21 protein-coding genes and 1 pseudogene are annotated in these 24436 nt (G+C 74.2%); 12 read left to right on the plus strand and 10 right to left on the minus strand.

Going from position 1 to position 24436, the window contains the following annotated elements; translation table 11 throughout:
* The first annotated feature begins 54 nt into the window (after nucleotides 1-54).
* The 3 genes from ACYVO2_RS06335 (at nucleotide 55) to ACYVO2_RS06345 (ending at nucleotide 2685) form a co-directional block, all read left to right on the plus strand.
* A complete protein-coding gene (locus ACYVO2_RS06335; protein WP_461006598.1) occupies nucleotides 55-1287 on the plus strand; it encodes a GNAT family N-acetyltransferase in 1233 nt (410 codons plus the stop codon).
* Between the two features lie 211 nt (nucleotides 1288-1498).
* On the plus strand, nucleotides 1499-1945 hold the full coding sequence (locus ACYVO2_RS06340) for a hypothetical protein (RefSeq protein ID WP_461006599.1): 447 nt from the start codon (nucleotides 1499-1501) through the stop codon (nucleotides 1943-1945).
* Between the two features lie 233 nt (nucleotides 1946-2178).
* Nucleotides 2179-2685 (plus strand): carboxymuconolactone decarboxylase family protein, encoded by a 507-nt coding sequence (locus tag ACYVO2_RS06345; RefSeq protein ID WP_461006600.1) that lies wholly within the window; start codon nucleotides 2179-2181, stop codon nucleotides 2683-2685.
* 95 nt (nucleotides 2686-2780) lie between these two features.
* On the opposite strand, the gene ACYVO2_RS06350 is transcribed toward ACYVO2_RS06345, so the two are convergent.
* Together ACYVO2_RS06350 and ACYVO2_RS06355 are read right to left on the minus strand one after the other, a co-directional pair.
* Nucleotides 2781-3194, minus strand: a complete 414-nt coding sequence (locus ACYVO2_RS06350) for a hypothetical protein (RefSeq protein WP_461006601.1) — start codon at nucleotides 3192-3194, stop codon at nucleotides 2781-2783.
* Nucleotides 3195-3260: 66 nt separating this feature from the next.
* Complete coding sequence (locus tag ACYVO2_RS06355; RefSeq protein ID WP_461006602.1) at nucleotides 3261-4214, minus strand: helix-turn-helix transcriptional regulator; 954 nt, start codon at nucleotides 4212-4214, stop codon at nucleotides 3261-3263.
* A gap of 226 nt (nucleotides 4215-4440) precedes the next feature.
* Here ACYVO2_RS06355 and ACYVO2_RS06360 point away from each other — a divergent pair, with 226 nt between their 5' ends.
* Complete coding sequence (locus ACYVO2_RS06360) at nucleotides 4441-5748, plus strand: ATP-grasp domain-containing protein (protein WP_461006603.1); 1308 nt, start codon at nucleotides 4441-4443, stop codon at nucleotides 5746-5748.
* On the plus strand, nucleotides 5745-6962 hold the full coding sequence (locus ACYVO2_RS06365) for an MFS transporter (RefSeq protein ID WP_461006604.1): 1218 nt from the start codon (nucleotides 5745-5747) through the stop codon (nucleotides 6960-6962). Before ACYVO2_RS06360 ends, ACYVO2_RS06365 begins: the two co-directional genes overlap by 4 nt.
* Nucleotides 6963-6969: 7 nt before the next feature.
* Here the strand turns inward: ACYVO2_RS06365 and ACYVO2_RS06370 are convergent, their stop codons facing one another.
* From ACYVO2_RS06370 to ACYVO2_RS06380, 3 genes are all read right to left on the minus strand, one after another.
* Nucleotides 6970-7143: a hypothetical protein gene (locus ACYVO2_RS06370; RefSeq protein WP_461006605.1), complete on the minus strand. Its 174-nt coding sequence runs from the start codon at nucleotides 7141-7143 to the stop codon at nucleotides 6970-6972.
* 28 nt (nucleotides 7144-7171) lie between these two features.
* Entirely contained in the window at nucleotides 7172-7711 is a 540-nt protein-coding gene (locus ACYVO2_RS06375) for a class I SAM-dependent methyltransferase (RefSeq protein WP_461006606.1), read from the minus strand.
* 155 nt (nucleotides 7712-7866) lie between these two features.
* Complete coding sequence (locus ACYVO2_RS06380; protein ID WP_461006607.1) at nucleotides 7867-10632, minus strand: glycosyl hydrolase; 2766 nt, start codon at nucleotides 10630-10632, stop codon at nucleotides 7867-7869.
* 460 nt (nucleotides 10633-11092) lie between these two features.
* Between ACYVO2_RS06380 and ACYVO2_RS06385 the strand changes: the two genes are divergently transcribed.
* Both ACYVO2_RS06385 and ACYVO2_RS06390 read left to right on the plus strand, forming a co-directional pair.
* Nucleotides 11093-11485 carry a metalloregulator ArsR/SmtB family transcription factor gene (locus ACYVO2_RS06385; RefSeq protein ID WP_461006608.1) on the plus strand — a complete coding sequence of 131 codons (393 nt, stop codon included), beginning with the start codon at nucleotides 11093-11095 and terminating at the stop codon, nucleotides 11483-11485.
* Complete coding sequence (locus ACYVO2_RS06390) at nucleotides 11482-11973, plus strand: SRPBCC family protein (RefSeq protein WP_461006609.1); 492 nt, start codon at nucleotides 11482-11484, stop codon at nucleotides 11971-11973. Before ACYVO2_RS06385 ends, ACYVO2_RS06390 begins: the two co-directional genes overlap by 4 nt.
* Before the next feature lie 17 nt (nucleotides 11974-11990).
* Here ACYVO2_RS06390 and ACYVO2_RS06395 read toward each other — a convergent pair whose 3' ends face one another.
* Together ACYVO2_RS06395 and ACYVO2_RS06400 are read right to left on the minus strand one after the other, a co-directional pair.
* A complete protein-coding gene (locus tag ACYVO2_RS06395; protein WP_461006610.1) occupies nucleotides 11991-12824 on the minus strand; it encodes an MOSC domain-containing protein in 834 nt (277 codons plus the stop codon).
* A 145-nt stretch (nucleotides 12825-12969) separates the two neighbouring features.
* Nucleotides 12970-13725: a metallophosphoesterase gene (locus ACYVO2_RS06400; RefSeq protein ID WP_461006611.1), complete on the minus strand. Its 756-nt coding sequence runs from the start codon at nucleotides 13723-13725 to the stop codon at nucleotides 12970-12972.
* A gap of 128 nt (nucleotides 13726-13853) precedes the next feature.
* On the opposite strand from ACYVO2_RS06400, the gene pdxR reads away from it, so the two are divergent.
* Nucleotides 13854-15305, plus strand: coding sequence for a MocR-like pyridoxine biosynthesis transcription factor PdxR (gene pdxR, locus ACYVO2_RS06405; protein WP_461006612.1), 1452 nt, complete (start codon nucleotides 13854-13856; stop codon nucleotides 15303-15305).
* Nucleotides 15306-15534: 229 nt separating this feature from the next.
* On the opposite strand, the gene ACYVO2_RS06410 is transcribed toward pdxR, so the two are convergent.
* The 3 genes from ACYVO2_RS06410 to ACYVO2_RS06420 form a co-directional block, all read right to left on the minus strand.
* Complete coding sequence (locus ACYVO2_RS06410; RefSeq protein WP_461006613.1) at nucleotides 15535-16002, minus strand: cupin domain-containing protein; 468 nt, start codon at nucleotides 16000-16002, stop codon at nucleotides 15535-15537.
* A gap of 292 nt (nucleotides 16003-16294) precedes the next feature.
* The gene (locus tag ACYVO2_RS06415; RefSeq protein WP_461006614.1) at nucleotides 16295-19300 is read right to left on the minus strand and encodes a family 16 glycoside hydrolase; all 3006 of its coding nucleotides are present in this window, start codon (nucleotides 19298-19300) and stop codon (nucleotides 16295-16297) included.
* An 846-nt stretch (nucleotides 19301-20146) separates the two neighbouring features.
* On the minus strand, nucleotides 20147-20452 hold the full coding sequence (locus ACYVO2_RS06420) for a hypothetical protein (RefSeq protein WP_461006615.1): 306 nt from the start codon (nucleotides 20450-20452) through the stop codon (nucleotides 20147-20149).
* A gap of 145 nt (nucleotides 20453-20597) precedes the next feature.
* On the opposite strand from ACYVO2_RS06420, the pseudogene ACYVO2_RS06425 reads away from it, so the two are divergent.
* From ACYVO2_RS06425 to ACYVO2_RS06440, 4 genes and pseudogenes are all read left to right on the plus strand, one after another.
* Nucleotides 20598-21165, plus strand: a pseudogene (locus ACYVO2_RS06425) (DinB family protein).
* 81 nt (nucleotides 21166-21246) lie between these two features.
* On the plus strand, nucleotides 21247-22053 hold the full coding sequence (locus ACYVO2_RS06430; protein WP_461006616.1) for a leucine-rich repeat domain-containing protein: 807 nt from the start codon (nucleotides 21247-21249) through the stop codon (nucleotides 22051-22053).
* 224 nt (nucleotides 22054-22277) lie between these two features.
* Nucleotides 22278-23816, plus strand: coding sequence for an isocitrate lyase/PEP mutase family protein (locus ACYVO2_RS06435; protein WP_461006617.1), 1539 nt, complete (start codon nucleotides 22278-22280; stop codon nucleotides 23814-23816).
* A 60-nt stretch (nucleotides 23817-23876) separates the two neighbouring features.
* Nucleotides 23877-24365 (plus strand): GNAT family N-acetyltransferase, encoded by a 489-nt coding sequence (locus ACYVO2_RS06440; RefSeq protein WP_461006618.1) that lies wholly within the window; start codon nucleotides 23877-23879, stop codon nucleotides 24363-24365.
* The last annotated feature ends 71 nt before the right edge of the window (nucleotides 24366-24436 follow it).

Genomic DNA, 24436 nt, shown 5'->3' on the forward strand with positions numbered 1-24436 from the left:
TGGCGGGACGCCACCAGTCGTGGCGCCGGTATCCCGGGGAGGCGGCGGCAGCACATGGAGATACGTCCCACGACCGACCAGGACCTCGACGTCTTCGTCGACACGCTCCACGCCGCGTTCGGGCGCTTCCCGGAAAACCCGGCCGAGGGCGGCGGGGTCTGGTGGGCGGCGCTCGAGATGGACCGCAACCTGCTCGCCGTGACGGCGGACGGGCGGCCCGTCGGCACCGCCGGCGCCTACTCCTTCGAGCTCACCCTGCCCGGGGGGATCCCCGTCCCGGCGGCCGGGGTGACCGCCGTCGGCGTCCTGCCCTCGCACCGGCGCCGGGGCGTGCTCAGCGCGATGATGCGGCACCAGCTCGCCGAGCTGCGGGCCCGCGGGGAGTTCCTCTCCGTGCTGCTGGCCTCCGAGGCCCTGATCTACCGCAGGTTCGGCTACGGGCCGGCGACCTACACGCGGCGGCTGACGGTGCGGCGCCACCAGGCCGCCTTCGCCCTCCCCCGGGCGCGCGGAACGGCCGACGCCGCGGCGGCGGGCCCGGACGCCGGCTCGGTCGAGCTGCTGCGGCGCGCCGAGTGCGGCGAGACCCTGGAGGACGTCTACGACCGGTACCGCCGCGCGCAGCCCGGCGCGCTGTCCCGGCCGCACCGCTGGTGGACCTCCGGCGCCGGGCAGGCCCCCGTCTCCCCCGCGCCGCGCTACGTCGCCGTCCACCGCGCCGCCGACGGCGTCCCGGACGGGTACGCCAGCTACTCGGTCGGCGAGCCCGCCACCTTGACGGTCGACGAGACCGTGGCCGCCGACGACGCGGTCTTCGCGGCCCTGGCCCGGTTCGTGCTCGGACACGACCTGGTCACCCAGGTCGTGTTCCGGCACTTCCCGCCCGAGCACCCGCTGCGCTGGCAGCTCGCGGACTTCCGCGCCGGTCAGGTCAGCGACGACACCGACTGGCTGTGGGTGCGGCTGCTGGACGTGCCGCGCGCGCTGACCGCGCGCGACTGGTTCACGGACGGTGAGCTCGTCCTCGACGTCGAGGACCCGTTCCTCGGCGAGCACGGCCGCCACCTGCTGACCGTCCGGGACGGCAGGGCCGACTGCGCCCCGACGGACCGGGAGCCCGACCTGTCCCTGGACGTGAGCGACCTGGGCTCGGTGTACCTGGGCGGCACCGCCCCGAGCACGCTCGTGCGCGCCGGGCACATACGGGCCCACCGCCCGGGCGCGGCGGCCCTGGCCGACGCCCTCTTCCGCGCCGAGCGCGCCCCGCACTGCCTGCACTGGTTCTGACCCGACGGCGGGCCGGGCGGGCGCGGTCCCACTGGGACGAGGCGACGAGAGGGAGGAGGGGGACGAGGGGGACGAGGAGCACTGGGCGAGGGCCGCCGAGCGGACACCCCCATGGGCGCGGGTGGCGACTGTGTGTCATTCTCTGGCCCACGCTAGCGAGGGCTTTCGGCCGTCCCCGGCCGTGGCGCTCCACGAGGGACAGGGGAACGTCATGAGGTGGGGGTTGGTCGCCGTTCTGGTGGCCGGAGCCGCGGTGCTTTCGGCGTGCGGGTCGTCGGACGCGGCGGGGCCGTCCGCGAAGGCGAAGGGCGGCCGGCAGGACGGCGGCGCCGCCTCCGGGGAGGACGTCCACGTCACCTACCAGGTGAGCTCCAGCGGGGCCGGCGGCACGGTGGACATCACCTTCACCGACGACAGCGCGGCGGGCCACCAGACCCAGCAGACCCCGGTCGGGTCCCCGTGGATGATGACGGTGACGGTTCCCGCGGGCAGCACGGTCACGCTCACCGCGACCGCGGTCCCCTCTCCCGGCGACCCGGGCGACCCCCTCTCCGGGGCGCTGCCGCCGCGGCTCGACTGCTCCATCATCATGCCGGGCCAGAAGGAGGGCACCGGCGCGGGAGACGGCGTCTGCAACGCGGTGCTGATGCCCCGCTGACCGGTTCTCGTCCGCTCCCTCCCTTTCCCGCCGGGCGCCCTCCCGGGCCGGGGGTGCCGGTCCGGTTCCCGACGTGAGCGTCTGCCCTCGCCCCCCGGGACAAGACAGCCCCGCCGCCTGTAGCACGGCTGGGAACTGTCGGGCGGAGGACGGCTGTCCGGTGTCCGGTCACATTCCTCCGCCGCGATCCGTCAGGACGGTGACAGCAAAGAGCAAGCCCCTGGGAGGCGGCTATGGAAACGCGTTCGATCACGGCGGAGGTCCCGATGGTTCCGCGGATGTCCGAGGACCCCGCGGAGCTCGTCCCCGAACTGGCCGAGGTGTCGGCGGCGCTGTTCAAGGTCACCGGGAACGGTTCGGTGCCCCGCTCCACGATCAGCCTGGTGCAGCTCCGTGCCGGTCAGATCGTCGGCAGCACCTATCTGACCGTTCTGCACACGGGTTTCCTGCGCAGGGCCGGGGAGACGGAGGAGCGGATCACGTCGGTGGCGTCCTGGAAGGACTCGCCGTACTTCACCGGCGCCGAGCGGGCCGCGCTGGCACTGGTGGAAGCCGTGCTCCAGCCGTCCGGGGGCGGTGAGCGGGTCACCGACGAGCTGTACGCGCGGGCGGCCGAGCACTACGAGGCCAAGGCGCTCGCCACGCTGATGTTCGTGATCGGCCAGGTGAACTTCTTCATCCCCGTGGCGCTCATCGCCAAGCCGGTGCCCGGCCGGTCGTTCAGCGACCCCTGGAAGTAGCGGCCACCGGGGGAGGCGAGCAGGGCGGCGTAGGCGGAGACCGCGCGCGGACGCCGACGGCCCGGGCGGGCGGCGGGGTTCGGGTGCGGGGTCGGCTACGGGCCCGCGGGGCCGCCGTCGCCTGCTCGGGCGGCGGCGGCCGCGTCCAGCAGAAGCCAGCCGTCGATCTCGACCGCCCGCCGCTGCCCCGGCTGCCACCCGCGGGCCGACGCCGCGTCGAGCAGGGCGCGGACGGCGCCCGGTTCGTGCAGGTTCAGGGAGCTGCCCCGGATGTACCCCACGTCCCCGGAGCCCAGGGGAGCCCCGCCCGGGACGTACCGGCCGGGGGCCTTGGCGAAGACGATGCGCAGCGGGCCGCCGGTGCCGGCGGGCAGGGGGTGCAGGGTCAGGGTCTCCCGGCAGTCCGCGGACCGGCCGCCGTCCGGCGCGCGGTGGCTGTGGCGGAGCGTCCACAGGTACGTACGCCCGTCGGCGACCAGGCGGCGGGGCTTCCTCGGGTGGCGGGGCATGGAACCGAGGGTACGCGCGGCCCGACCGCTGCGGCACGTCCCCGGTGGTGCGCGGTCCACGCGGCGTCAGGTGGCCCCGCCGCCCGGCTCCAGGGCCGCCGTGAAGCGGGCCGCCACCGCGGCCACCGCCGCCCGGAGCTCCGGTCCGCCCTCGACGCGGAACCCGAATGGCATCCTCGCCAGCCACTGCTGCGCGTACATCTCCGGACTGCTCGTACTGCCGACCAGCACGCACCCGTCGCCCGACGCCTCGAGGCGTCCCATGGGGGGCCTGACCCACCGCGCCACCTCGGGCAGGGGGGCGTCGAACACCACGCGGGTGGGGTACTCCCAGCCGGTGCCCAGGTTCTCCTCCAGCGTCGCCACCGGGTCGAGGTCGGCGGGCGGGTCGAACGCGCGGGTCGTCGGCCGGACCGCGCCGATCCGGTCGACCCGGTAGGTGCGGATCGCGTCCGCGCGGTGCGAGCGGCACAGCAGGTACCAGCGCCCGTGGCGGACCACCAGCGCCCAGGGGTCCACCTCTTCCTCCCACTCCTTGCCCGACTCGCTCCGGTACTCCACCCGCACGCTGCGCCGGACCGCGGACGCCGCGACCAGTGCGCTGGTGGTGGCCGGATCAGGCCGGGCCGAGTACGGGTCCGGCGCGGCCGACGCGTGGTCGCGCAGCGCCGCCGCCTGCCGGCCGACGTTCTCCGGCAGCGCTCGGATCACCTTGCTCAGCGCGCTCCCCACGAGCTCGTCGGCGTCGTCGAGCGCCGCCATGACCAGCCCCAGCGCCTCCGGTTCGGTGAAGACCACCGGCGGCAGCCTGGTCCCGCGGCCCAGCCGGTACCCGCCGTACGGGCCCCGGGTGGACTCCACCGGGATGCCCGCCTCCCGGAGGATCCCGATGTACCGGCGCGCGGCCCGCTCCGTGACACCCAGCGACGCGGCGAGCTCGTCGGCCGTCGCGCCGGGTCGGGTCTGGAGGATCTCCATGGTGCGCAGGGCCCGTGCGGTGGGGCTGAGGTCGGTCGGCACACGAGCAGATTAGGCGGCCGCTTCCGGTACCGGAAGCGGATTGTCCGGAACCCGTCGTAGCGTGATCCGTGATCCGCCGCACGGAGCGATCACCGTCCCCGACGCCGTGGTCAATGGCCTGGTCGAAGCTGTCGGGCGAGCGGCGTGCGACGTCCCCGTCGTGGCCGGCGGGCCGCCGGGACGGGACGGAGGAGACGGGCGGAGACGGGACGGGACAGGAGGGGACATGACAGAGGGAGCCGCGTTGTCCGACGAGGTGCTGCCCGCCGGCCGACGGTCCTCGGCGGTCGCCGGCGGGCGGCCTCGCGTCCTGGTCGTCGGCGGCAGGCTCGAGCATGTGCGCAAGGCCCGGGAGCTCGGCCTGGACGTGGTGCACGCCCAGTTCCCGGACGAGTACGACCGCGGCCACTGGCCGTACGTCGATCAGGCGCTGCTGCTCGACTACGGCGCCACCGACCGGCTCCTGCCGCTGGTCCGGGCGTTGCACCAGGCGTACCCGTTCCAGGCGGCCGTGTCGCTGTTCGAACTCGGGCTGCTGCCGGCGGCGCGGATCAACGAGGCGCTCGGCCTCGGCGGCGTGCCGGTCGCCACCGTGGAGCTGCTGCTGGACAAGTGGCGGATGCGCCGGCACCTGGCCGCGTCGGGCATCAGCCCGGTGGCCTGCGCGGTGGGCCGTTCCGCGCGGGAGGTCCGGGAGTTCGTCCGGGCGCACGGGCTCCCGATCGTCGTCAAGCCGATCCGCGAATCGGGCAGCCTGGGGGTCTTTCACGTCCGCGACCGGGCCGACGTGGAGGCCGTCGCCGAGCGGTTCCGCTCCCTCGACGGGCGGGACTGGGCCGCCAAGGACCTGTCCCGCGCCGACTCCTTCGACGAGTTCCTCATGGAGGAGTTCCTGGACGGCCCGGAGATCAGCGTGGAGACCCTGTCCTTCGACGGCCGGCACGTGGTCGTCGCGGTGACCGACAAGGAGTGCGGCGGCCCGGGTTTCGTCGAGATCGGGCACGCGCAGCCCAGCGGTTGCCCGGCCGGGACGCTGCGCGAGGTCACGCGGCTGGTGACGGACTTCCTCGACGCGGTGGGGCTGCGCAGCGGCCCGGGGCACACCGAGGTCAAGCTGACCTCGCGCGGCCCGCGGATCGTGGAGTCGCACAACCGCGTCGGCGGTGACCGGATCAACGACCTCACCGAGATCGTCCACGGCGTGGACATGGAGCGCCACGCGCTGGGCGCCGGGTTCGGCGTGGTGGAGCCGCTGACCGCGTCGCCCGAGCCGCGGGGCGGGGCGGCCGTCCGGTTCCTGACGCCGGAGCCCGGCCGGGTGGTGGAGGTGACCGGCCTCGACGCCGTGCGCGCGGACCCGGCGTTCGTCGACCTGCGGCTGAGGGTGGGGCCTGGCGACGAGGTGCCGCCGCTGGCCTGGAACGAGGACAAGGTCGGTCATGTCATCGCCCGCGGCGCCACCGCCGCCGAGGCGGTCGCCAACGGCAGGCGGCTGGCCGCGGCGATCCACGTGCGCACCGAGCCCGTCGCGTGAGCACCGCGCAGCCGGACATCGACGAGCCGCGGTTCCGCGAGGCGCTGCGCGGCCTGCCCGCCCGGGTGTGGGTCATCAGTCTCGGCGTCCTGGTCAACCGGGTCGGCAACTTCCTGCCCGTGTTCATCGTGCTCTACCTGATCGAGCGCGGCTGCTCCGCTGGCGCCGCCGGGCTCGTGCTGGGCGTGTCCGGGGTGGGCAACGTGCTCGGCAACGCCGTCGGCGGCCACCTCGCCGACCGGGTCGGCCGGCGGTGGACCATCGTGCTGTCCGCCGTGGCCACCTCGGGGCTGACGGCGGCCGTGCCGTTCCTCGGGCCGTTCCCGGCCGTCACCGCGGTGGTCGGTCTCATCGGCGTGACGTCGCAGGTCCACCGGCCGGCCGCGGCCGCGGTGCTGCTCGACTCCGTGGCGACCAACCGGCAGCGGCTCGCCGCCTTCGCGGTGTTCCGGGCCGCGATGAACATCGGCGCCGCCCTGGGCGGCGTCATCGGCGGTGTGCTGGCCGGCACCTCCTACGCGGGGCTCTTCCTGGCCAATGCCGCCGCGTGCCTGCTGTTCGGCGTGGTCGTGGCGGTGCTGCTGCGGGACGCGCCCCGGCCGCGGTCCGACCGGGACGACGCGGACCCGCGGGCGGACCGGGCGGCGGGGTACCGGCAGGCGCTCGCCGACCGCACACTGGTGCGGTTCCTGCTGATGACGGTGGTCGCCGAGTTCGTCTACGTCCAGTCCACCGTCGGCCTGCCCCTGCACGTCGGCGACGCGGGTCTGAGCGCGCGCGACTTCGGTCTCCTCATCGGGCTCAACGGTCTGCTGGTGCTGGTGCTGGAGCTGCCGGTCACCGGCGCGGTCTCCCGGTACCGGCCGGAGTACGTCCTGGCGGTCGGCAACCTGCTGGTGGGCGCCGGTCTCGCGCTGACCGGGCTGACGACGGACATGGTGCTGCTGTCGGCGACGGTGCTGGTGTGGACGCTCGGCGAGATGGCGACCAGCTCTGTGTCCTACGCCTACCTGGGAAGCCTGACCCCGCCGCGGATGGTCGGGCGCTACCAGGGGCTGCACGGCGCCGCGTACACGATCGGCACGGGCGCCGGGCCGCTCGTCGGCGGCGCCGTGTACGCGATCGGCCCCTGGGCGCTGTGGGCCCTGATCGGCGCGGCGGGGCTGCTGTCCGCCCGGCTCTGCCTGCCGCGCCGCCGCGCGGCGTCCACCTGAGCCGTCGTCAGGGCGATCGGAGCTCGGCCCGGTGGCACTCGGTCACATAGGGCATCTCCGTCGGGCGGCGCGCGTCCAGCAGCGAGCGGACCCGCGCCAGCAGTCCCTCCCGTGCCGTGGGCTCCAGAGTGATCACGTAGCTGCGGGAGGCGACCATGTCGACGACCTCTCCAGCGGTCATCGGATGGTTCCAGCGGAACTCCCGCCGCTCAGCGGGGCCGATCCGGCGCGCTCACCGTCTTCACTCGGCGGTCCTCCGGGGGCACCGCGGCCCAGTCGCGCAGGACGCGGTCGAGCTCCGCCACCCAGGGCACCGACACGTCACGGGTGTTCCACACCAGGCCGAGTCGCCCGCCCGGGCGCAGCACCCGGGCGGCTTCCGGGATCGCCCGCTCCGGGTCCACCCAGTGCCACGCCTGCGCGCAGACCAGGGCGTCCACGCTCGAGTCCGGCAGCGGGACCGACTCCCCGGCCCCTGCCAGGACCGGCACATCGGGGAGCACCCGGGAGAACTGCTCGCGCATCCCGGGCGAGGGCTCCACCGCGACGACCTCCCGGCCCGGGGCCCGCAGCGCGCGGGTCAGCTTGCCGGTGCCCGCGCCGAGATCGACCACCCTCCGGGCGTCCTCGGGCACCAGCCAGGCCACCGCCTCCGGGGGGTAGGGCGGGCGGCCGCGCTCGTAGGCGGCCGCCGCCGCTCCGAACGAGGCCGCCTGACGGCGTCTGTCCTGCTCCTCGGGTCTCGTCATGCCCGGCATCCTGCCAGGCGGCCACCGCGGGGAGCGGCCCGGTGCGGCCGTCCGGCCGTCCGCGCGGGCGGGTGTGGCCGTGCGCGCGACGACGGCGGGCGCCGGGCGGCTGCCCCGCGCCCGCCGTCACCCGGCGGGACGCCCTCACCCGCGCGTCACGCGTGGGGGATGACCACCACGGACGTGTCCGTGCCCGTGCGGAGCAGCGAGTCCGCGTTCCCGATCGCGCTCCAGACCTCCAGTCGCACCGTGCCCCCGCGCAGGTCCCCAAGGGTGCCGGTGGCGGACTTCAGGCCGCGGGCCTGGCTGTACTCCTCCCAGCCCGGGACCGGGTCGGTGGCGAAGTAGCCGTAGGTCTCGACCCGGTCGAAGGTGCCGTCGCCGGTGAGGTCGTAGCTGATCCGGGCCTGCTGGCCGAGGCCGACCGCGGTACCGGCGTCCACCGGGAGGCGGAACGTGGTGGCCGCGCCCTGCTTCAGCGTGCCGTTGACGCCCTTGGCCTCGTAGACCAGCGGCCGGTACGGGGTGCCGTCGCGGTTGGTGCCGCCGGCGGAGGGGATGGTGTCGGTGCCGGCCGTGCCGCCGCCGGCCGTGGTGAGAGTGCCGCCGGAGCGGAGCTGGAAGGTGCTGCCGGTGGACGGTCCGGGATCGGTGCCGCCGGTGCCGGTGGCGGTGGCGGTGGACCGTGCGGGGACGGTGAGCGTCCTGCCGTCGGAGAAGGTGACCGTGCGGGCGGTGGAGCCGTGGTTGTGGGCGGCGTAGGTGCGGGTGCCGTTCTTGGCGAAGACGGCGGACGTGGGGATGTCGCCGGTCACCGAGGTGTCCGGGGCGCCCAGCGTGTCCAGGGTGGTGATCCAGTGGTACGTGTGGGCCTTGGACTCGCCCTGCTCGGGGGTGTACCCGGCGTTGCCGGCGTCCCACTTCGCCTTCGCGGCGGCCGGGTCGGCCAGCGACTGGAACTCCCAGAGGATGTCCCGCCATTCGACGGCGGGTCCGCCGTTGTTGCGCTCCATCTCGGCGAGGTTCCGCCGGATCGCGTCCTTGTGCCCGCCGAAGTGCAGGGAGCCGCCGGTCACCGGGAGGACGTTGATGCCGTGGATCTCCTCCGGGTTGGCGGTCCACCACGTGGCGTAGGCGGCGCCGCTGCCCCACACCATGCCGGCCGTGTCGTGCCCGAAGGCGGCGGGGAAGACCTGCTGGTCGGCGTCGAACCAGTACTGGGCGATCGCCTCGCTCTCGGTGGCCAGCAGATAGCTGCCGAGGTCGCGCAGGGTCGTGTCGCCGGTGGCCGAGCCCCACAGCACCAGCGCGGCGCTGAGGTTGGTGGACTCCGACGAGGACTCCTGGTTGTTGCCCGCGGCGAAGCCCTGGTGGCCGGAGGCCCAACTGTGCCCGGCGTAGACGTCGAAGCCGCGCAGGAAGGGATAGGCGGCGTCGGTGCGGCTGGGGTTGGCGACGTCGCGGACCAGGGTCTGGACCATGCCGCCCCAGGCGGAGTCGGCGGCCCAGGCCGGGTCGTACTGGGCGACGATCGCGGCCGCATGGACGTAGTAGCCGTAGTGGAAGTGGTGGTCGTTGAGTTCGGCGTCGCTGCCGTAGGAGGCGGGGTAGCCGATGAGGGTCTTCCAGTCGCGGTCGTAGGAGAACTCGCTCGCTCCGCCCGCGGTGAACCACTCCTGGAGCCGGCCCTTGAGCTGGCCGACGAGCTTGTCGCGGACCGCGGTCTCGCCGATCTGGTCGGCGAGCGGCACCAACTGGGCGAGCTTGCCGAGCGCCTTGCCGGTCCAGTAGGTGTCCACGGCCCCGGAGAACGGGTCGGCGGAGTTCGCGACCTCGTTCAGATGGCCGCGCAGCCGGGCGGTGTCCACGCCGCCGCTCCTGGGCAGCCCGGGCAGGACCGGGGCGGCCTTCTGGCTGGTGGTGAAGGAGGTGCCCTCCCGGACCTTCATCGTGCCGCGGGGCGAGACGTAGGTGTGGGCGGTGAGGGGGTCGGTGGTGTGCAGCCACTGGTGCCGGTAGAGGGCCTGGAGGGTGCCGCGCTCGGTGCCCTCCTTCGCCTCGGTGGTGAGGGTGTAGGTGGCGCGGACCGTGCCGCCCGCGGTGCTCCAGGTCACCTGGGAGCCGGTGACGAAGCTGAACGCGTACTTGCGGTAGGTCGCGAGCGCGTCCGTGGAGGGCAGGACGGCGACGGAGAAGTAGTTCCCGCCGCCGAGGCCGGCGGTGATCGCGGTGCCGGAGACGTTCCAGTCGCTGCCGCTGGGCGCGAAGAGGGCGTAGTGGTGTCCGCCGACGGTGATGCCCAGGACGTTGCCCTGGTCGGAGAAGACGGCGGGCGTGGCCGCGGTGGTGATCTGCGCGTTGCCGCCGGACCCCTGGGCGTACACGAACGGCAGGCCGTGGCCGATGGTGGTGCGCAGGGTGCGGGTGCCGTCGGACCAGTAGGGGGTGACGGTCCAGTCGGACCAGGCGTCGGCCTTGGCGTCGGGCGAGTTCAGCCCGCTCAGGCCGACGGTGAGGTCCCGCTTGTGGGCGTACTCGTACTGGCGGCCGTCACCGACGATGGCGGGGCTGGTGGGGTAGCCGACCTCGAGTCCGCCCGCCACGGCCTGGTAGGTGAGCGGGTGGCCGTACATGGGCGTGGAGTACGGGTTGTCGCCGTAGCGCTGGAACGCCAGGGAGGACCACCAGTCGTTGGTGGGGACGGGCTTGTCCCGGGCGGCGGCGGTGACCTTCGGGGTGACCGGGGCGCCCGTGTTGGTCGTGGGGCCGGTCGTGCCGGCGGGGCGCGTGTCGGAGTGGCTTCCGGCGCCGACGGGGACGGTGGCGGCCGTCGCCGGGGTCGCGGCCGGGCCGAGGCCGACGGCGGCCAGGGCGGCGGCGAGGAGCAGTGCGGCGGCTGGTCGTGGTCGCAGGGCTGGCATGGAGGACACCTCATGTCATCACGACGGACGGGGCCTCAGCAGCGGTGGGCCGCGCACACCGTCAGGCGCGGTGGGGCGCGCGACGGGGCGGGCGGGATGTGGTGGTACCGCTGTGGGGGGAGTTGCGGATTGCAGGTTGAGAGCGCTCTCAAGCGCAGAAAACGTAAGACTCATGAACGCGAGTGTCAATGGATCGCGCAAAGGCGAGAACTAACCAGTGCATAACGGAACTTGACGAGCAATTCCTTTCCACTGACCCTTCGAGACTTGACGGAAGGCTAGGGGCGCGGGCCGGGGCGGGACGGCGGCGGTCCCTCGGCACGGCGGGTCCGAGGGTGCGGCGCGGGCGCGGCCGACGGCGGGGCGGGGGGGCGGCGCCCAGGGTCCGGCGGAGCCCGGTCACCGGCTCGGGGGCACCGCGGTGCGCGCCGACGTGTAACCCATGGGTTACGCTTCTAGTGTGGACGAGCTGAGCGCAGTGGCGGGCGCCGTCGCCGATCCGGTGCGCCGGGAGATCCTGGTGATGCTGCGCGCCGCTCCGTTGACGGCCGGTGAGATCGCCGCCCGGTTCAGCATCAGCCGGCCCGCGGTGAGCCGCCATCTGCGGGTGCTGCGCGAGAGCGGCCTGGTCCGGGACGAGCAGGTCGGACGCCACCGGCGCTACTCGCTGGTGCCCTCCGGGCTGGCCCGCCTCGCGATGTGGCTCGCCCCGTTCGACACCCGGTCCCTCCAGTGGTCGCAGCGTCTGGCGGCACTGGAGACCGAGGTCCACCGCACGCGCCGGGAGCGGAGGCGGGACGAGTCCGCCGACACCCCGCGCGTCACCCGCCGCCCCAGAAAGGACACGGCATGACACCGGTGCCCACCGGACAGCTCGTACCCACCCCGACGGGGTTCGATCTGGTCCTCACCCGCACCTACCGGGCCTCGGCCGCCGATGTGTGGGCCAGCGTCACCGAGCCGGAGCGCACCGCCCGGTGGTTCGGCCCCTGGCGCGGCGAGGCGGCGCCGGGACGCACCGTGGAGGTGCGGTTGGCGTTCGAGGAGTCGGCGCCCTGGTGCCCGCTCCGGATCGAGGTCTGCGAGCCGCCGCGGCGGCTGGCCGTCACGATGGCGGACGAGGCCGGATCGTGGTCACTGGAGCTGCTGCTGGCCGAGCGCGACGGCACCACCGAGCTGCGGCTGGTGCACCACCTCGCCTCCACGGCGCTCCTCGGCGCGACCGGCCCGGGATGGGAGTACTACCTGGACATGCTCACCGCCGCGCGCACGGGCGGGCCCCGGCCCGACTTCGCGGACTACTACCCCGCGCAGCAGGCGTACTTCGATTCCCTGGCCTGAGGCGCCGTCGGCTCCGGTCACCTGTGCACGACGTCGCCGGGCTCGATCCGGCCGGGGCTGACCACCAGCGCGTACACCCCGGCGCACGGTTCCGGGGCGCGCCCCGGCATGGCGGGGACGCGGTGGTGCTCGGAGAGCGTCCGCAGGGCGGCCGGGTCACGCGGCAGGTCGCCGTGCGCGAGGGTCGGCACCGCGCAGCGCGGCGTCGAGGCCACCACGCGCAGGACCAGCTCCGCGCCGACGCGCAGTTCGGTGCCGGTCCACTCCGCCTCCGGGAAGCCGTCGCCGCCGGTGTCGATCACGAGGTTGGGACGGTACCGCTCGGCCTCGCCGACCCCCCTCGGGTTCAGGGCGGCCAGTCGGCGCAGGGTGGAGGTGGTGATCAGATGGACCGGCGCGAAGTCGAAGAAGGTTCCCGGCGGTGAGGCCGAGCCGAACGGCACCACGTCGGCCTGGACGTCGGCGTCCTCGCCCTCCCGCAGCACCTGCTCGGGCCGGGACCGCTCCAGGGTGTTCCGCGCCGGGGGCGTGCCGGTGAGCGTCACGGCCCGGCCCGTGATCCCGGACAGCAGGTCGTCGGCCCCGGCGTCGGTGCTCAGCGCGCTCTCGCCGCCCGGCCCGGTGATGCGCGTCCCGGACGGGCCGTGTTCGGCCCGGCAGGTGAGCAGGGACCGCCACAGCCGGGGGTGCTTGGCGCTGGCCACCCTCCCCGTCTCGCGGTCGAGGACGGCGAGCCGCCGGTCCCCCTCCAGTCCGCGCTCGGTCACGACCGCGGCGGACACCCGCTCGCCGAGCAGCGACTTCACCGGGTAGCGCCACAGGGCGCCGACCGTCCCGACCGCGTTCGTCATGGGGAGGCGTCTCCTCGTGGGTCTCGTCGTTCCGGCCGGCGTGATCACCGCGATCATGCCCCGTGCCGGTGGACGCGGTCCAGGAGGGCGGGTTCCGCCTCCGGCGGCGAGGGGCGCCCGTGGCGGCGTCACCGGCCCGGCCCCCTCAGCCGGTGACGCTCCGGTAGTGGCTGGTCAGCCGTCCCGTGTCGTCCAGGACGTGGAAGACCAGCGCCGGGGGCAGGTCGAGGTGGACGTGGTCCGCGGGATGGGCGTGCCGCTCCCAGGGCAGTTTGAGGGCGGAGACCACACCGGGGGCGACGACCAGGGGCCTGCCGGCGTAGGTGGTCGCCGCCGCGGTGTGGGCGTGGCCGCAGATCAGGGCGGCGATGTTGGGGTGGCGGCGCACCAGGGCGGCGAGCCGGTGCTCCTCGAACTGGCGGATGCTGTCGACGTAGGGGCTGTGGAGCAGGGTCGGCGGGTGGTGGAAGCCGACGAGCACGGGCACGTCGCCCGGTGTCCGGGCGAGGACGTCCTCCAGCCAGAGCAGGGTCTCGTCCTCGATGAACCCCTCGTCCTTCCCCGGTATCGAGGAGTCGCACAGGGCGATGACGCAGCCGGGGGTGCGGAGGACCTGGTTGACGGGAGCCGCCGAGGGGGGCTCCCCGAGCAGGAACCGGCGGAGGGCGCCGCGATCGTCGTGGTTCCCCGGGCAGACCAGCACGGGGTGGCGGGAGGCCAGCAGTTCCCGGGCCCGCTCGTACTCAGCCGGCAGACCGTGGTCGGCGATGTCGCCGGTCACCACGACGGCGTCGAGGTCGCAGGGGAGGGCGTCCAGGTAGTCCATCACCGCTCTCGCGCGGTCGACGCTGCGCTGCCGGCCGTCGATGTGGATGTCGCTGAGGTGGGCTGTCACATGCACGAGTCGTTCCCGTCCTTCCGTGCGGCGGCCCGGGCGCGAGGGGGCGGCCGGGTGCGCGTGCCCGTGATCCCGGGTCGGCGCTCGGACGAACCTATGCGGCAACCGGACTACGGGTAAGATCCGGTTCCATGCCGAAAGGTTGGTCCGGTTCGGGGTTCGACCTCCATCTCGACATCGGCACCGGGGGCGGGCGGCGCTCCGCGTTGGAGGCCGCGCTGCGCGAGGCGATCCGGACGGGGCGCCTGGGTCCGGGGACGCTGCTGCCGTCCACTCGCGGGCTGGCCGAGGAGCTGGGGCTGTCGCGGGGCACCGTGAGCGCGGCCTACGGGCAACTCGCCGAGGAGGGTTACCTGGCCGTCCGCCCCGGCTCCGGCACCCGCGTCGCCGACACCCCAGGCACCGACCCCTCCCCCGCCGTCCCGGCCACGCCCGGGCGGCCGCCCCGTCACGACCTGCGGCCCGGGCTGCCCGACCTGAGCGCGTTCCCCGTCCGGGCCTGGCTCCGCGCGTGCCGCCGCGCGCTGGGGTCCGCGCCGCCGCGGGTCTTCGGCGCCGGGGACCCCCAGGGGCATCCCCGGCTGCGGGCCGCGCTCGCCGACCACCTCGGCCGCACCCGGGGAGTGCTCACCACACCGGACCGGATCGTGATCACGTCGGGCTTCCACCAGTCCATCGCACTGCTCGGCCGGGTGCTCGCGGCGAGCGGCGTCGACGCGGTCGCCATGGAGGACCCGGGACACAACGTCCATCGCCGGGTCGTCCAGCGCGCCGGGCTCGCCACCCCGGCGCTGCCCGTGGACGCGCGGGGGGCACGGGTCGGGTCGCCGCCGCGGGGCGTCGGGGCGTTGGTGGTCACCCCGTCGCACCAGTACCCGACCGGGGTGCCGCTGCACCCCGACCGGCGCCAGGCGCTGTGCGCGTGGGCGCGCGCCACCGGCGGACTGGTCGTGGAGGACGACTACGACGGGGAGTTCCGCTACGACCGCCAGCCCGTCGGGGCTCTCCAGGGCATCGCCCCGGACCGGGTGGTGTACTGCGGCACCGCCTCCAAGACCCTCGGTCCGGCCCTGCGGCTGGCCTGGATGGCCCTGCCCGGCCACCTGGTGGCGCCGGTCGTGCGGGCCAAGGAGGAGACGGACCCGTACACCGAGACGATCGGCCAGGTCGTCCTCGCCGAGCTGATCGGCACGCACGCCTACGAGCGCCACATCCGCGCGGCCCGCCTGCGGTACCGCCGACGCCGGGCACTGCTCGTCGAGCACCTGAAGGCGTTCCCGGGGCTCGTTCCGTGCGGCGTCCCGGCGGGCCTGCACACCCTCGTCACCCTCCCGCCCGGCGGGGTCACCGAGCAGCGGCTGCTGGCCGACTGCGCGGATCGGGGCATCGCGCTGCGAGGCCTGACCGAACTCCACCACCGGCCGACGGACGGCGCACCGGGAGGACTGCTGATCGGTTTCGCGGCGCCCTCGGAGGCCGGGTATCCCAGGGCCTTGGCGGCCCTGTCCTCGGTGCTGGCCGCGGCGACGGGCCAGGCGCCTGGCCGTCTCCCGGACCCGTCCGTGGGATCGTCGCGCTCGTGAACGAGTCCGGGTGATCGATGACGACGGCCCCGCCCGGGTGTCGTCCGGGACGGTGCTGGCGACCCTCCGGGCGAGAATCGACGACGGGCGGCACGGCGAGTAGCCGGACGAGGACACCGTCCTCATCGGTGAGGCGTTCCGGCTCGTCCGACACATCGTCAGCACGGTGTGGTGGTCTGCGGATCGCGCTGGGTGGCCGGTCGCCGTGGCAGCGGTCCGGCCGCTGTCGTCAGCGTCGTGGACCGACGACGACCTGCCCGTGGGCGTCGGCCGCGGCGGCGAGCGCCTCCGGGGAGATCTCGAAGCCGGCGGGGCGGGGCGTGGAGCGGTCGCGCCCGGCCTGGCGGAACATGCCCTCGATGCCGCCGGGTGTAGTGATCATGAGCAGGTCGGCGGTGTCGGAGGTGATGCGGTAGCCGTGCGGAATGTTCCTGGGCAGGTAGACGATGCCGCCCTCGGACAACTCCCGCTCCTCGTCGCCGACCCACACCAGGGCGGTGCCCTTGATCAGCAGGAAGATCTCGTCCTCGCGGGTGTGCAGGTGGAAGGGCGGCGCCTCCCCCTTGACGACGTCGAACCGGCCGACGGTGATCTGGCCGCCGGTCGCGGCTGAGTCCAACAGGATGGCCAGGGTGCTGCCTTCCAGCCACTCGATTCGCTGCTGCTGGTCGGGCTGGGCCAGGTAGGGAATGCTCATCGCGGGTTCCTCGTGTTGTGGGTGGGGTGCCGGAGCCGGGAGCCGTCGGAGGGCGCGCTCGCGCCGTCGTCGGCGGGGTGGCCATCGGGGATCCCCCGACGAGCCGGGGCCACGGTAATTATGTGGCTGACCACATAATGCGCCGGAACATGTGGCCGGTCAAGTAATCCGGGGCCGCCGTCCTCGGTGGCGGGTGACCCAACCCCGGCCCCCCGCGGCGGTGCGGGGGGCCGGGGTGCCGGTCCCGCGGCCGTGTCCGGGGTGCCGGACGCGGCCGCGGGACCGGTCGGGGCTAGGCCGAGGGCTCGATCCAGATGTTCCGGTAGCGCACCTTGCTGCCGTGGTCCTGGAGGCGGATCGCGCCGGTCGCCGCCGTCTCCGGGGCGCCGCCCCCGGTCGGTCCTTCGATGGCGACGCCGTCGTGGACGACCGTGCCGTTCCACCTCACCGTGACGCGGGCGTTCTCGGTCTTGTTCCCCTCGCCGTCGAAGCGGGCCGCGCGGAAGGTGATCTCGTAGGCCTGCCAGGTCTCGGGCGCCGTGGCGGCGTTGACGTCGGGAGCCTTCCTGTCGTAGATCGACGCGGCCTCGTTGGGAGCCGGCGAGGTGTCGCCGTACGAGTCGAGGATCTGGATCTCGTAGCGGTCCTGGAGGTACACGCCGCTGTTGGCGCGGTCCTGGCCGGTGACCTCCGGCGGCAGGTTCGGCAGCCAGAACTCGACGTGCAGCGTGAAGTCGCGGAAGCCCTGCTTGGTGCGCAGGTCGCCGCAGCAGACCTCCATCGCGTCGCCGTCCGCGGACGGCCACTGGGCGCTGCGCCCGTCGGTGTGCTGCCAGTTCGCCAGGGTGTCCGCCCCGTCGAACAGGGTGACGCGGCTGCCGGTGCGGTGGACGGTGACGAGGTCGAGGTTGACATGGCCGGTGTCACCGCTGTCGACCCGGTAGGCGATCGTGTTCTGCCCCCGGCGCAGGGGCAGCGCCTCGGTGTGGGTGGCCCAGGTGTCCCAGTTCCCGGTGCTCGGCAGGCCGGTCTGCTTCACCTTGCGGCCGTTGACGTACACGCTCACCGTCTTGGTGCCGGTGAACGGGTCCGGGCCGTTGGAGTACCGCAGTCCGACGTCGTGGGTGCCCGCCCTGGCGGTCTCCACGGTGAACGTGGTGGTGGCGCCCGCGGTCCCGTAGCGGTCGACGAAGCCGCCGCCCGAGTAGCCCGGGTGGTTGGTGTTGACGTGGGCTCCGCCGGTCAGCGCGGCTTCCTCCGCCTCGTAGTGGGTGGCGGGCGGCTGCTTGCCCGGGAGGGAGTTCAGCGTGTACCACGCCTCGGTGCTCCACAGCGACTCGCCGTTCGCCGCGGCGAACGGGCGGGGCGAGCGCACATGGACGACCCGGTTGGGCTTCAGGCCGTCGACGGCGAGCAGGACCTTCCTGCCGTCGCCGGACAGCGTGGCCGACCGCACCTTCAGGCTCTCCTGGCCGATCTTGGGGCCGCCGTAGTCGGCGGTCGCGGCGTAGTGCCACTGCTGGACCCGGTAGCGCTCGGCCAGTTCCCGCGCCGTCTCCTCGGAGAGCGGCTGGGTGTACTCGAGCTCGAAGCCTCCGGGCTTGGCGCGCATCGCCAGGATGTCGAAGGCGTTCCTGCCGTTGGGTGTCAGCTTCTGGAGGCCGTGGGTCAGCTTGCCCTCCTGGCCCCAGTTGCCGCCCGCGCCCAGGCCCCCGGCGTAGATCGCCCCGTCCGGGCCGACGCTGATGCGGTTGACCCCGGCCTCCAGGCCCTGGGTGAGCCGGAAGACCGCGCCCTGGTACTGGCCGTCCACCTTCTCCAGGTAGGCGCGCTGTATCCCCCCGTAGGTCACGTCGCCGAACAGCATCTGCCCGGCGAAGGGGCCCTTCTTCAGCAGCACCGGGTTGCTGGGCGAGTTCGCGATCTCGTTCTGCGGCAGCCACAGGACCGGCTTGGTCACCGGGTTGGCGTCGAAGGGGCCGCTGGGGTTGGTGTAGTGGTTGAAGAAACGATTCTGCTCGATCTGGACCAGCTTCGAGGAGGGCAGCCAGCCGCCCTGGTTGTCGGTGACGAAGATGTCGCCCTCCGGGCCCCACCCGATCCCGTTGGGGGTGCGCAGGCCGCCCGCCACGTAGGAGACCTTGCCGGTCCTCCTGTCGACCTTGATCGTGGTGCCGCGGTTCGGCGCGGGCTGGGGGTCGGTGGTCGCGCCGCCCAGGTTGATGGCCACCGACAGGTTGAGGTAGAAGAACCCGTCCCGGTAGAGCAGCCCGAAGGCGAACTCGTGGAAGTTGCCCCCGTAGGGCCAGGTCGCGACCGTCCGGTACCGGTCGGTGACGCCGTCGCGGTCGCGGTCCTGGAGCTCGGTCAGCTCGTGCTTCTGGGAGACGTACAGCTTCCCGTCGACGTACTTGATGCCCATCGGCTCCTTCAGGCCGTCGGCCACCTTCTTGACCGTCACCCGGTCCGGGCCGGTCCGGCCGGTGACGCCGCCGAGCAGGTAGACCTCGCCCGCCGTGTTGTCGGTGCCGCCCCAGGTGGCCACGGCCAGGCGCCCGTCGGGCAGCCAGTCCATCGCCGAGACCTGCGGCTCGAAGCCGCCGGGCCGCAGGTCCGTGAGGTCGTAGCCCGGGTGCACCGCGTTCAGGGGCAGGCCGTCGCCCGGGGACTCGTCGACGCCCTCGCACTCCTTGCGGCCCGGCGCCGTGACGCGGACGACGTCGGCGTCGGTGCTGAGCACGGAGTTCGGCACCACGTCGAACCCGGAGGCGCCCGGGGGCTGCCAGGCGAGCGTGAGCTGCTGCCCGCCGGTGCGCTCGAAGTGGTCGATGCGGAGGGAGTGGTGACCCGCCGTGAGGTTGACCGTGCCGTCCTTCGGGGACTCCGGGCCGTGCAGGCCGTCGTGGTCTATGACAACGTTGCCGTCTATGGCGAGACGTGACCCGTCGTCGCTGGTCAGGCGGAAGGTGTACGCGCCGTCCTCGGGAACGTCGAGGTTGGCGATCACCTGGGACACGAAGTGGTCGCCGAAGCCGCCGAAGTCGTCGGCCGAGGAGAAGTCGACCACGGGCATGAGCTTGTCCGCGTTGGGGGTCTGCCCGGGCTTGAGCACGCATATCTCGTCCAGCGGCACCTGCACGTCGAACACCCGCAGCGTGACGCCGGGCTCCTGCGGCGGTAGCGCGCGCCCGTCCCGCTCCTGCGCGAAGGCGGGGGACGAGAGCCCACCGGCGAGCAGGCAGGCGACGAAGAGCCCGGTCAGGCGTCTGCGGAAGCGGTGGTGCGGTCGTTGTTGCATTCTTCCTCCTGGCACTTCCCGCACCGGGAGAACGCGTCGGCGCCGGGCGGGATCCCTTGCCCTGAGGCGAACCGTTCGGCCCGGATACGGAGGTCTGACACGGTCAGGTACATGGCGCGCAACGGTGGACCGGCCCGGTTGGCGGGGCCCTGACGGGCCGCCAACGTTCCGACGCAACGAAACGATAGGGACTTCTTCCGAGATGGTCCATACTTTGTCGCCAGCCAGCGAAAGTTCTTCGACTCCGGGTCCTGGCCCCCGTTCGGACTCCGGTGCAGGCTCCGGTTCGGCTCCGGGTGACCGTGTGGACAGGGCCGGTTTCGAGCCGCGTACGGGGGGTCGCTTTCCAGCCGCTCGGAGCGGCGGACACGCCATCAGGCCGGATCGTGAGACCGGCAGGGCGGAGGAGGAGCCGGTGCGATCGTTCGTCCACCCGGGCCGCGGAACGGGCGGTGGCGAACGCGGAGCGGAGCGGAGGCGCCTACGGCAGCGACGGCGGCCGGGAGCTGCGGCCGGAGGTGGAGCCGTACATCCGGCTCAGGGAGAAACCGCCCGCGCCGCCGGTCTCGCGGCAGGCGCGCGGCCACGCGCAACGGAGCCGGCGACCGGCGCGCCGACCCGCTGCCGGACGGCAGGATCGCCGTCGGGCTGAAGGCCGAGGCTGCCGAGGCGTTCGGCCGATCCGAGGCGTTCGGCCGGTCCGAGGCGTTCGGCCGATCCGGGGCGGGCGAGCGCGCCGTCCGGGGCCTGGGGGCCTTCTAGGTGACGGAGACGGGCTGACTCTCCGTCTTCTGGGAGCCGACCGGCTGAGCCCGCCCTCGCCGCGACCGCCGCCGGAGGCTCCGTTCAGGGCCGGGGGTTGGTCCGCCGCCAGGCGGGGCGCGCCTCGGTGCCGCGGCGGCCCGCCACCGAGGCGCACCTGGGGCAGACGCGCTGCACGCGGTCGGCGCGGCCTCCCGAATCGGGGAGGACGTCGGCCCAGGTCACGTGGTGGAAGCGGGCGAGCTGGGAGCGGCTGAGGGCGAGCCCGCACACGGTCTGGTTCATCCCGGGCTCCCAGGCGTGCACCTCACCCGCGGGCAGACGCACGCCGTCCTCGTCGTCCACCCACTGGCCGGACGCCGCCACGGCATGGGTTCTGCGTTTCGGCACGTCTCCCGGGTGCCCCCGCCGGAGCGCTTCACGCACACCCGCGGCCCGGGCCGGCGCCGGGCGATGACGCACGGTGGTGACGCCACCCCGGCGGCGTGTCGAGGCTGACAAATCCAGTGGCGGAAACGGGCCGCCGCGGATCACCATGCAACGCATGACCGACGGACCCGCGCGATGGACCCAGGCCACCGTCTACCCCGACATGTGGGCCGACCCGGCCGACGACCCCCGCGACAACGAGAGCACCCCGGAGGGTGAGCTCGCGACACTGCTGGACTACCTGGCGAACTACCGCATCACCCTGCGGATGAAGTGCGAGGGCCTGACCCCGGAGCAACTGGCCCGGCGGTCGGTTCCGCCGTCGACGATGTCGCTGCTCGGCCTGCTGCGGCACCTCGCCGAGGTGGAGCGCGACTGGCACAACTGGATCACCGAGGGCGAGCCGCTGCCGAGGCTGTACGGCGAGAAGGACGCGGACTTCGACGGAGCCGTCGCCGAACAGGCCGTGGTGGATGCCGCGTACGCCGATCTGGAGCGCGAGCAGGCAGCGACCGACGCCGCGGCTGGCCGGGCACCCGGACCTGGGGGAGCGGGTGGGCAGGGAGCAGGTCACGGTCCGGGAGCTGATGGTGCACCGGATCGAGGAGTACGCCCGGCACTGCGGGCACGCCGACCTGTTGCGGGAGTGCGTGGACGGAAGGGTGGGCCAGTGACGCCGCTCGGTCTCCCCGCGCCCACCCCGCCTCCGCCCGGGTGGCTGCGCCGAAGCGGGCAACGTTTGTATGTTCACCCCCGTGGATGAACAGCCGAAACCTCACCTCGATCGCCGGGCCGACGGCTCGAACCCGGCCCCCGGCGGCGGCAGGCCGTCTCAGGACATGTGCACCTGCTTCGACCAGTGCGCTCCGCGGTCACCCGCGCCCGTGGGCTTCCACCCGGAGCGGCAGGATGTCTCAGCCCCCGGCTGGCGGCGCCTGCTGGCGCTCATCGAGGAAGCGGCCGCCGACGGCAGGGAGGAGTTCCGCCCCCTCGCCGAGCTCAGCCCCGACGAGCGACGGCAGATCGTCACGCTGCCCCAGAGCATCGCGAAGCTGACCGCGGTCAGGCGCCTCGTCCTGTACGGCAGCAACCTCGTCCGCGTCCCTCCCCAGATCGGCGCCATGAGCAGCCTGGAGGAGTTCACCCCCTACACCTCCTACCGGCTGCACTGGTTCCCCTACGAGATCACCAGGTGCCCGAGGCTGACCAGGAGCACCGTCAGCACGCGCGCGCTGTACGGCAACTACAAGCTGCGCCCGCCCTTCCCCCGCCTTCAGCCCGCCGGCTCCGGCCAGGGGCGCGGTTTCGATCCCGCCGACGCGGATCCGGGCACCTGGGGTGCAACGGCGATCCGCTCGTGCAGCGTCTGCGACCGGCGGATCGAACCGGGCCGGCTCCACCAGGCGTGGATCTCCCTGCGCGTCGCCACCGACGTCCTTCCCCTGCTGGTCAACGCATGCTCCGCCCAGTGCTTGTCGGCGCTGCCCCCGGGAGCCGAGCACCACATCCGCACGCCCCATCAAGGCGGTCACGTCGCCCAGCCCGCCGCCGACCATCTGTGACGGCTCCCCCGCCGCGGCCCGCCGTGTGCGCACGGGGTGCCCTCTGCGTCGCCCGAGCGGTTCCGGAGGCGAAGGGCGGCGGTACCGGATCGGTGCCGATCCCGACGTGCGTCGACGCGGGCGGGAGGGTGCGGCCGCCCGGGGCGATGGGTACCGGACCGGGTGGTGTGCTGGGCGGGGACGGTTCGGTGGGGGCCGAACCGTCGCGGCCGTAGCGTCGGCTCATGACGAATCACAGGCATGTGTTCGACCAGTACACGGATGTGCGGGAGGCCCTGGCCGACCCGGCGCTCGTCCCGGAGCCCGCGGCGGGCGGCGGGGCGGTCGGGGCGAGTGTCGCGTGGCTGCGGGCCACCGTGGCCCGCTTCAGTGCCGGGGAGCCGCACCGGCGGCGGCGGGCCCTGGTGGAGGCGGAGCTGGCCCGGCTGGAGCCCGCCGCGCTGCGGGAGGCGGTGGCGGAGGGGCCGGAGGAGGAGGTCCGGGTGCGGGTGGTGCGTACCCTGGCCGAGGCCATGGGGATGCCGGAGCCCGGGGCGGTCGCGGCGGCGGTGACCGTGGTGGCCGAGGCGTACTTCGGGGGTGCGCCGGCGTCCGCGACCGCAGCCGCGGACGAGGCGGTGGCGTGGCTGGTGACGCGGCTGGCGCCGGAGCGGGCGGACGAAGCCGGTCTCGAGGCCGCCGCCAACCGCGTCGGGCTGCTGGTGCAGGCGTGTGCGGCGACGGCCGCGCTGGTGGAGGCCGCCGCCGACGGCGACGCCCCACTGGCCCGGGTGCTGCGCCAGACCCCGCCGGTGCCGGCCATGCGCCGGGTCGCCGTACGCGCCACCCGGGTCGCCGGGCGGGAGATCGCCGAGGGCGACGCGGTGCTGCTGGATCTCGCCACCGCCAACCGCGCGCACCCCGTGCCCCTCACCTTCGGCGCGCCGCCGCGGGTCTGCCCCGGCCGGGCGCACGCCCTCGCCCTGGCCGAGGGCCTGCTCCGGCGCCCGCTGACCGCCTTCGCCCGCCTGCACCACCGGGCCGCCCCGCTGCTGCTGCCCAACGCCTGGGACCACGCCTCGGCGGCCGCCCTGGCGGCGCGGGGGTTCCCGGCGATCGGCACCACCAGCCTGGGCGTGGCCGCGGCGGCCGGCCTGCCGGACGGCGCGGCCGCGACCGCGGGGGCGACCCTGGCGCTGGCCCGGCGGCTCGGGCAGGGCTCCTTCCTGTTCACCGTCGACGCCGAGGGGGGCTTCAGCGACGACCCGCGGGAGGTCGCCGAGCTGGCCCGGAAGCTGCACGACGCGGGTGCCGCGGGCATCAACCTGGAGGACGGCCGTCCGGACGGCACCCTGGCCCCTGTCGAGCTGCACGCCGCAAAGATCGCCGCCGTCAAGGCCGCCGCGCCCACGCTGTTCGTCAACGCCCGCACCGACACCCACTGGCTCGGATGCCAGGAGGACGGGACCGCGGCCCGCCTCGCCGTCTACGAGCAGGCCGGCGCGGACGGGGTGTTCGTGCCGGGGCTGTCGGATCCGGACGGGATCGCCGCCCTGACGGCGACCCTCGTGGTCCCGCTGAACATCCTGTACACGCCGACCGGCCCCACCGTCGCCGAGCTGGCCGCGCTGGGCGTGCGCAGGGTCAGCCTCGGCTCGCTGCTCTACCGCAGGGCCCTGGCGGCGGCCGTGACCGCCGCGACCGCCATCCGGGACGGCCTGCCGACCGACCTGGCGTCCCCCTCCTACGCGGAGGTGGACGCGCTGGCGGCGGCGCCGCGGTGACGCCCCGGCCCGCCGGAAAAGCCATGGCGGTCCCCGCGGCCGGGCCGCCATCCTGACCGCATGCTGATCAGGGAAGCGAACACCGGCGACTGGCCCGCCGTCTGGCCCTTCTTCCACCGGATCGTGGCCGCCGGTGAGACCTTCACCTACCCGGTGGACCTCGGCGAGGAGCAGGGCCGCGACTGGTGGCTGCTGCCGCCCCCGAACCGCACGGTCGTCGCCGTGGACGACGCCGGAACGGTCCTCGGCACGGCGAAGATGAACAACAACCACATGGGCAACGGCTCGCACATCGCCAGCGCCAGCTACATGGTGGACCCCGCGCACTCCGGACGGGGCGTGGGCCGGGCGCTGTGCCGGTACACGTTGCGGTGGGCACGCGCGGCCGGCTTCCGGGCGATGCAGTTCAACGCGGTCGTCGAGACGAACGTCCGAGCGGTGGCGCTGTACCGGTCCCTCGGCTTCGAGGTGCTGGGCACGCTGCCGGAGGGCTTCCGGCATCCGGCGGAGGGCTATGTGGGGCTGCACATCATGCACCGCAGGCTCTGAGCCGCGCGGGCGACCCGGCGCACGTCCACGACAGGGTCACCGTCCCGACCGATTCCGATCGTCGCAAGGAC

It is taken from the genome of Streptomyces capparidis (assembly GCF_054782095.1).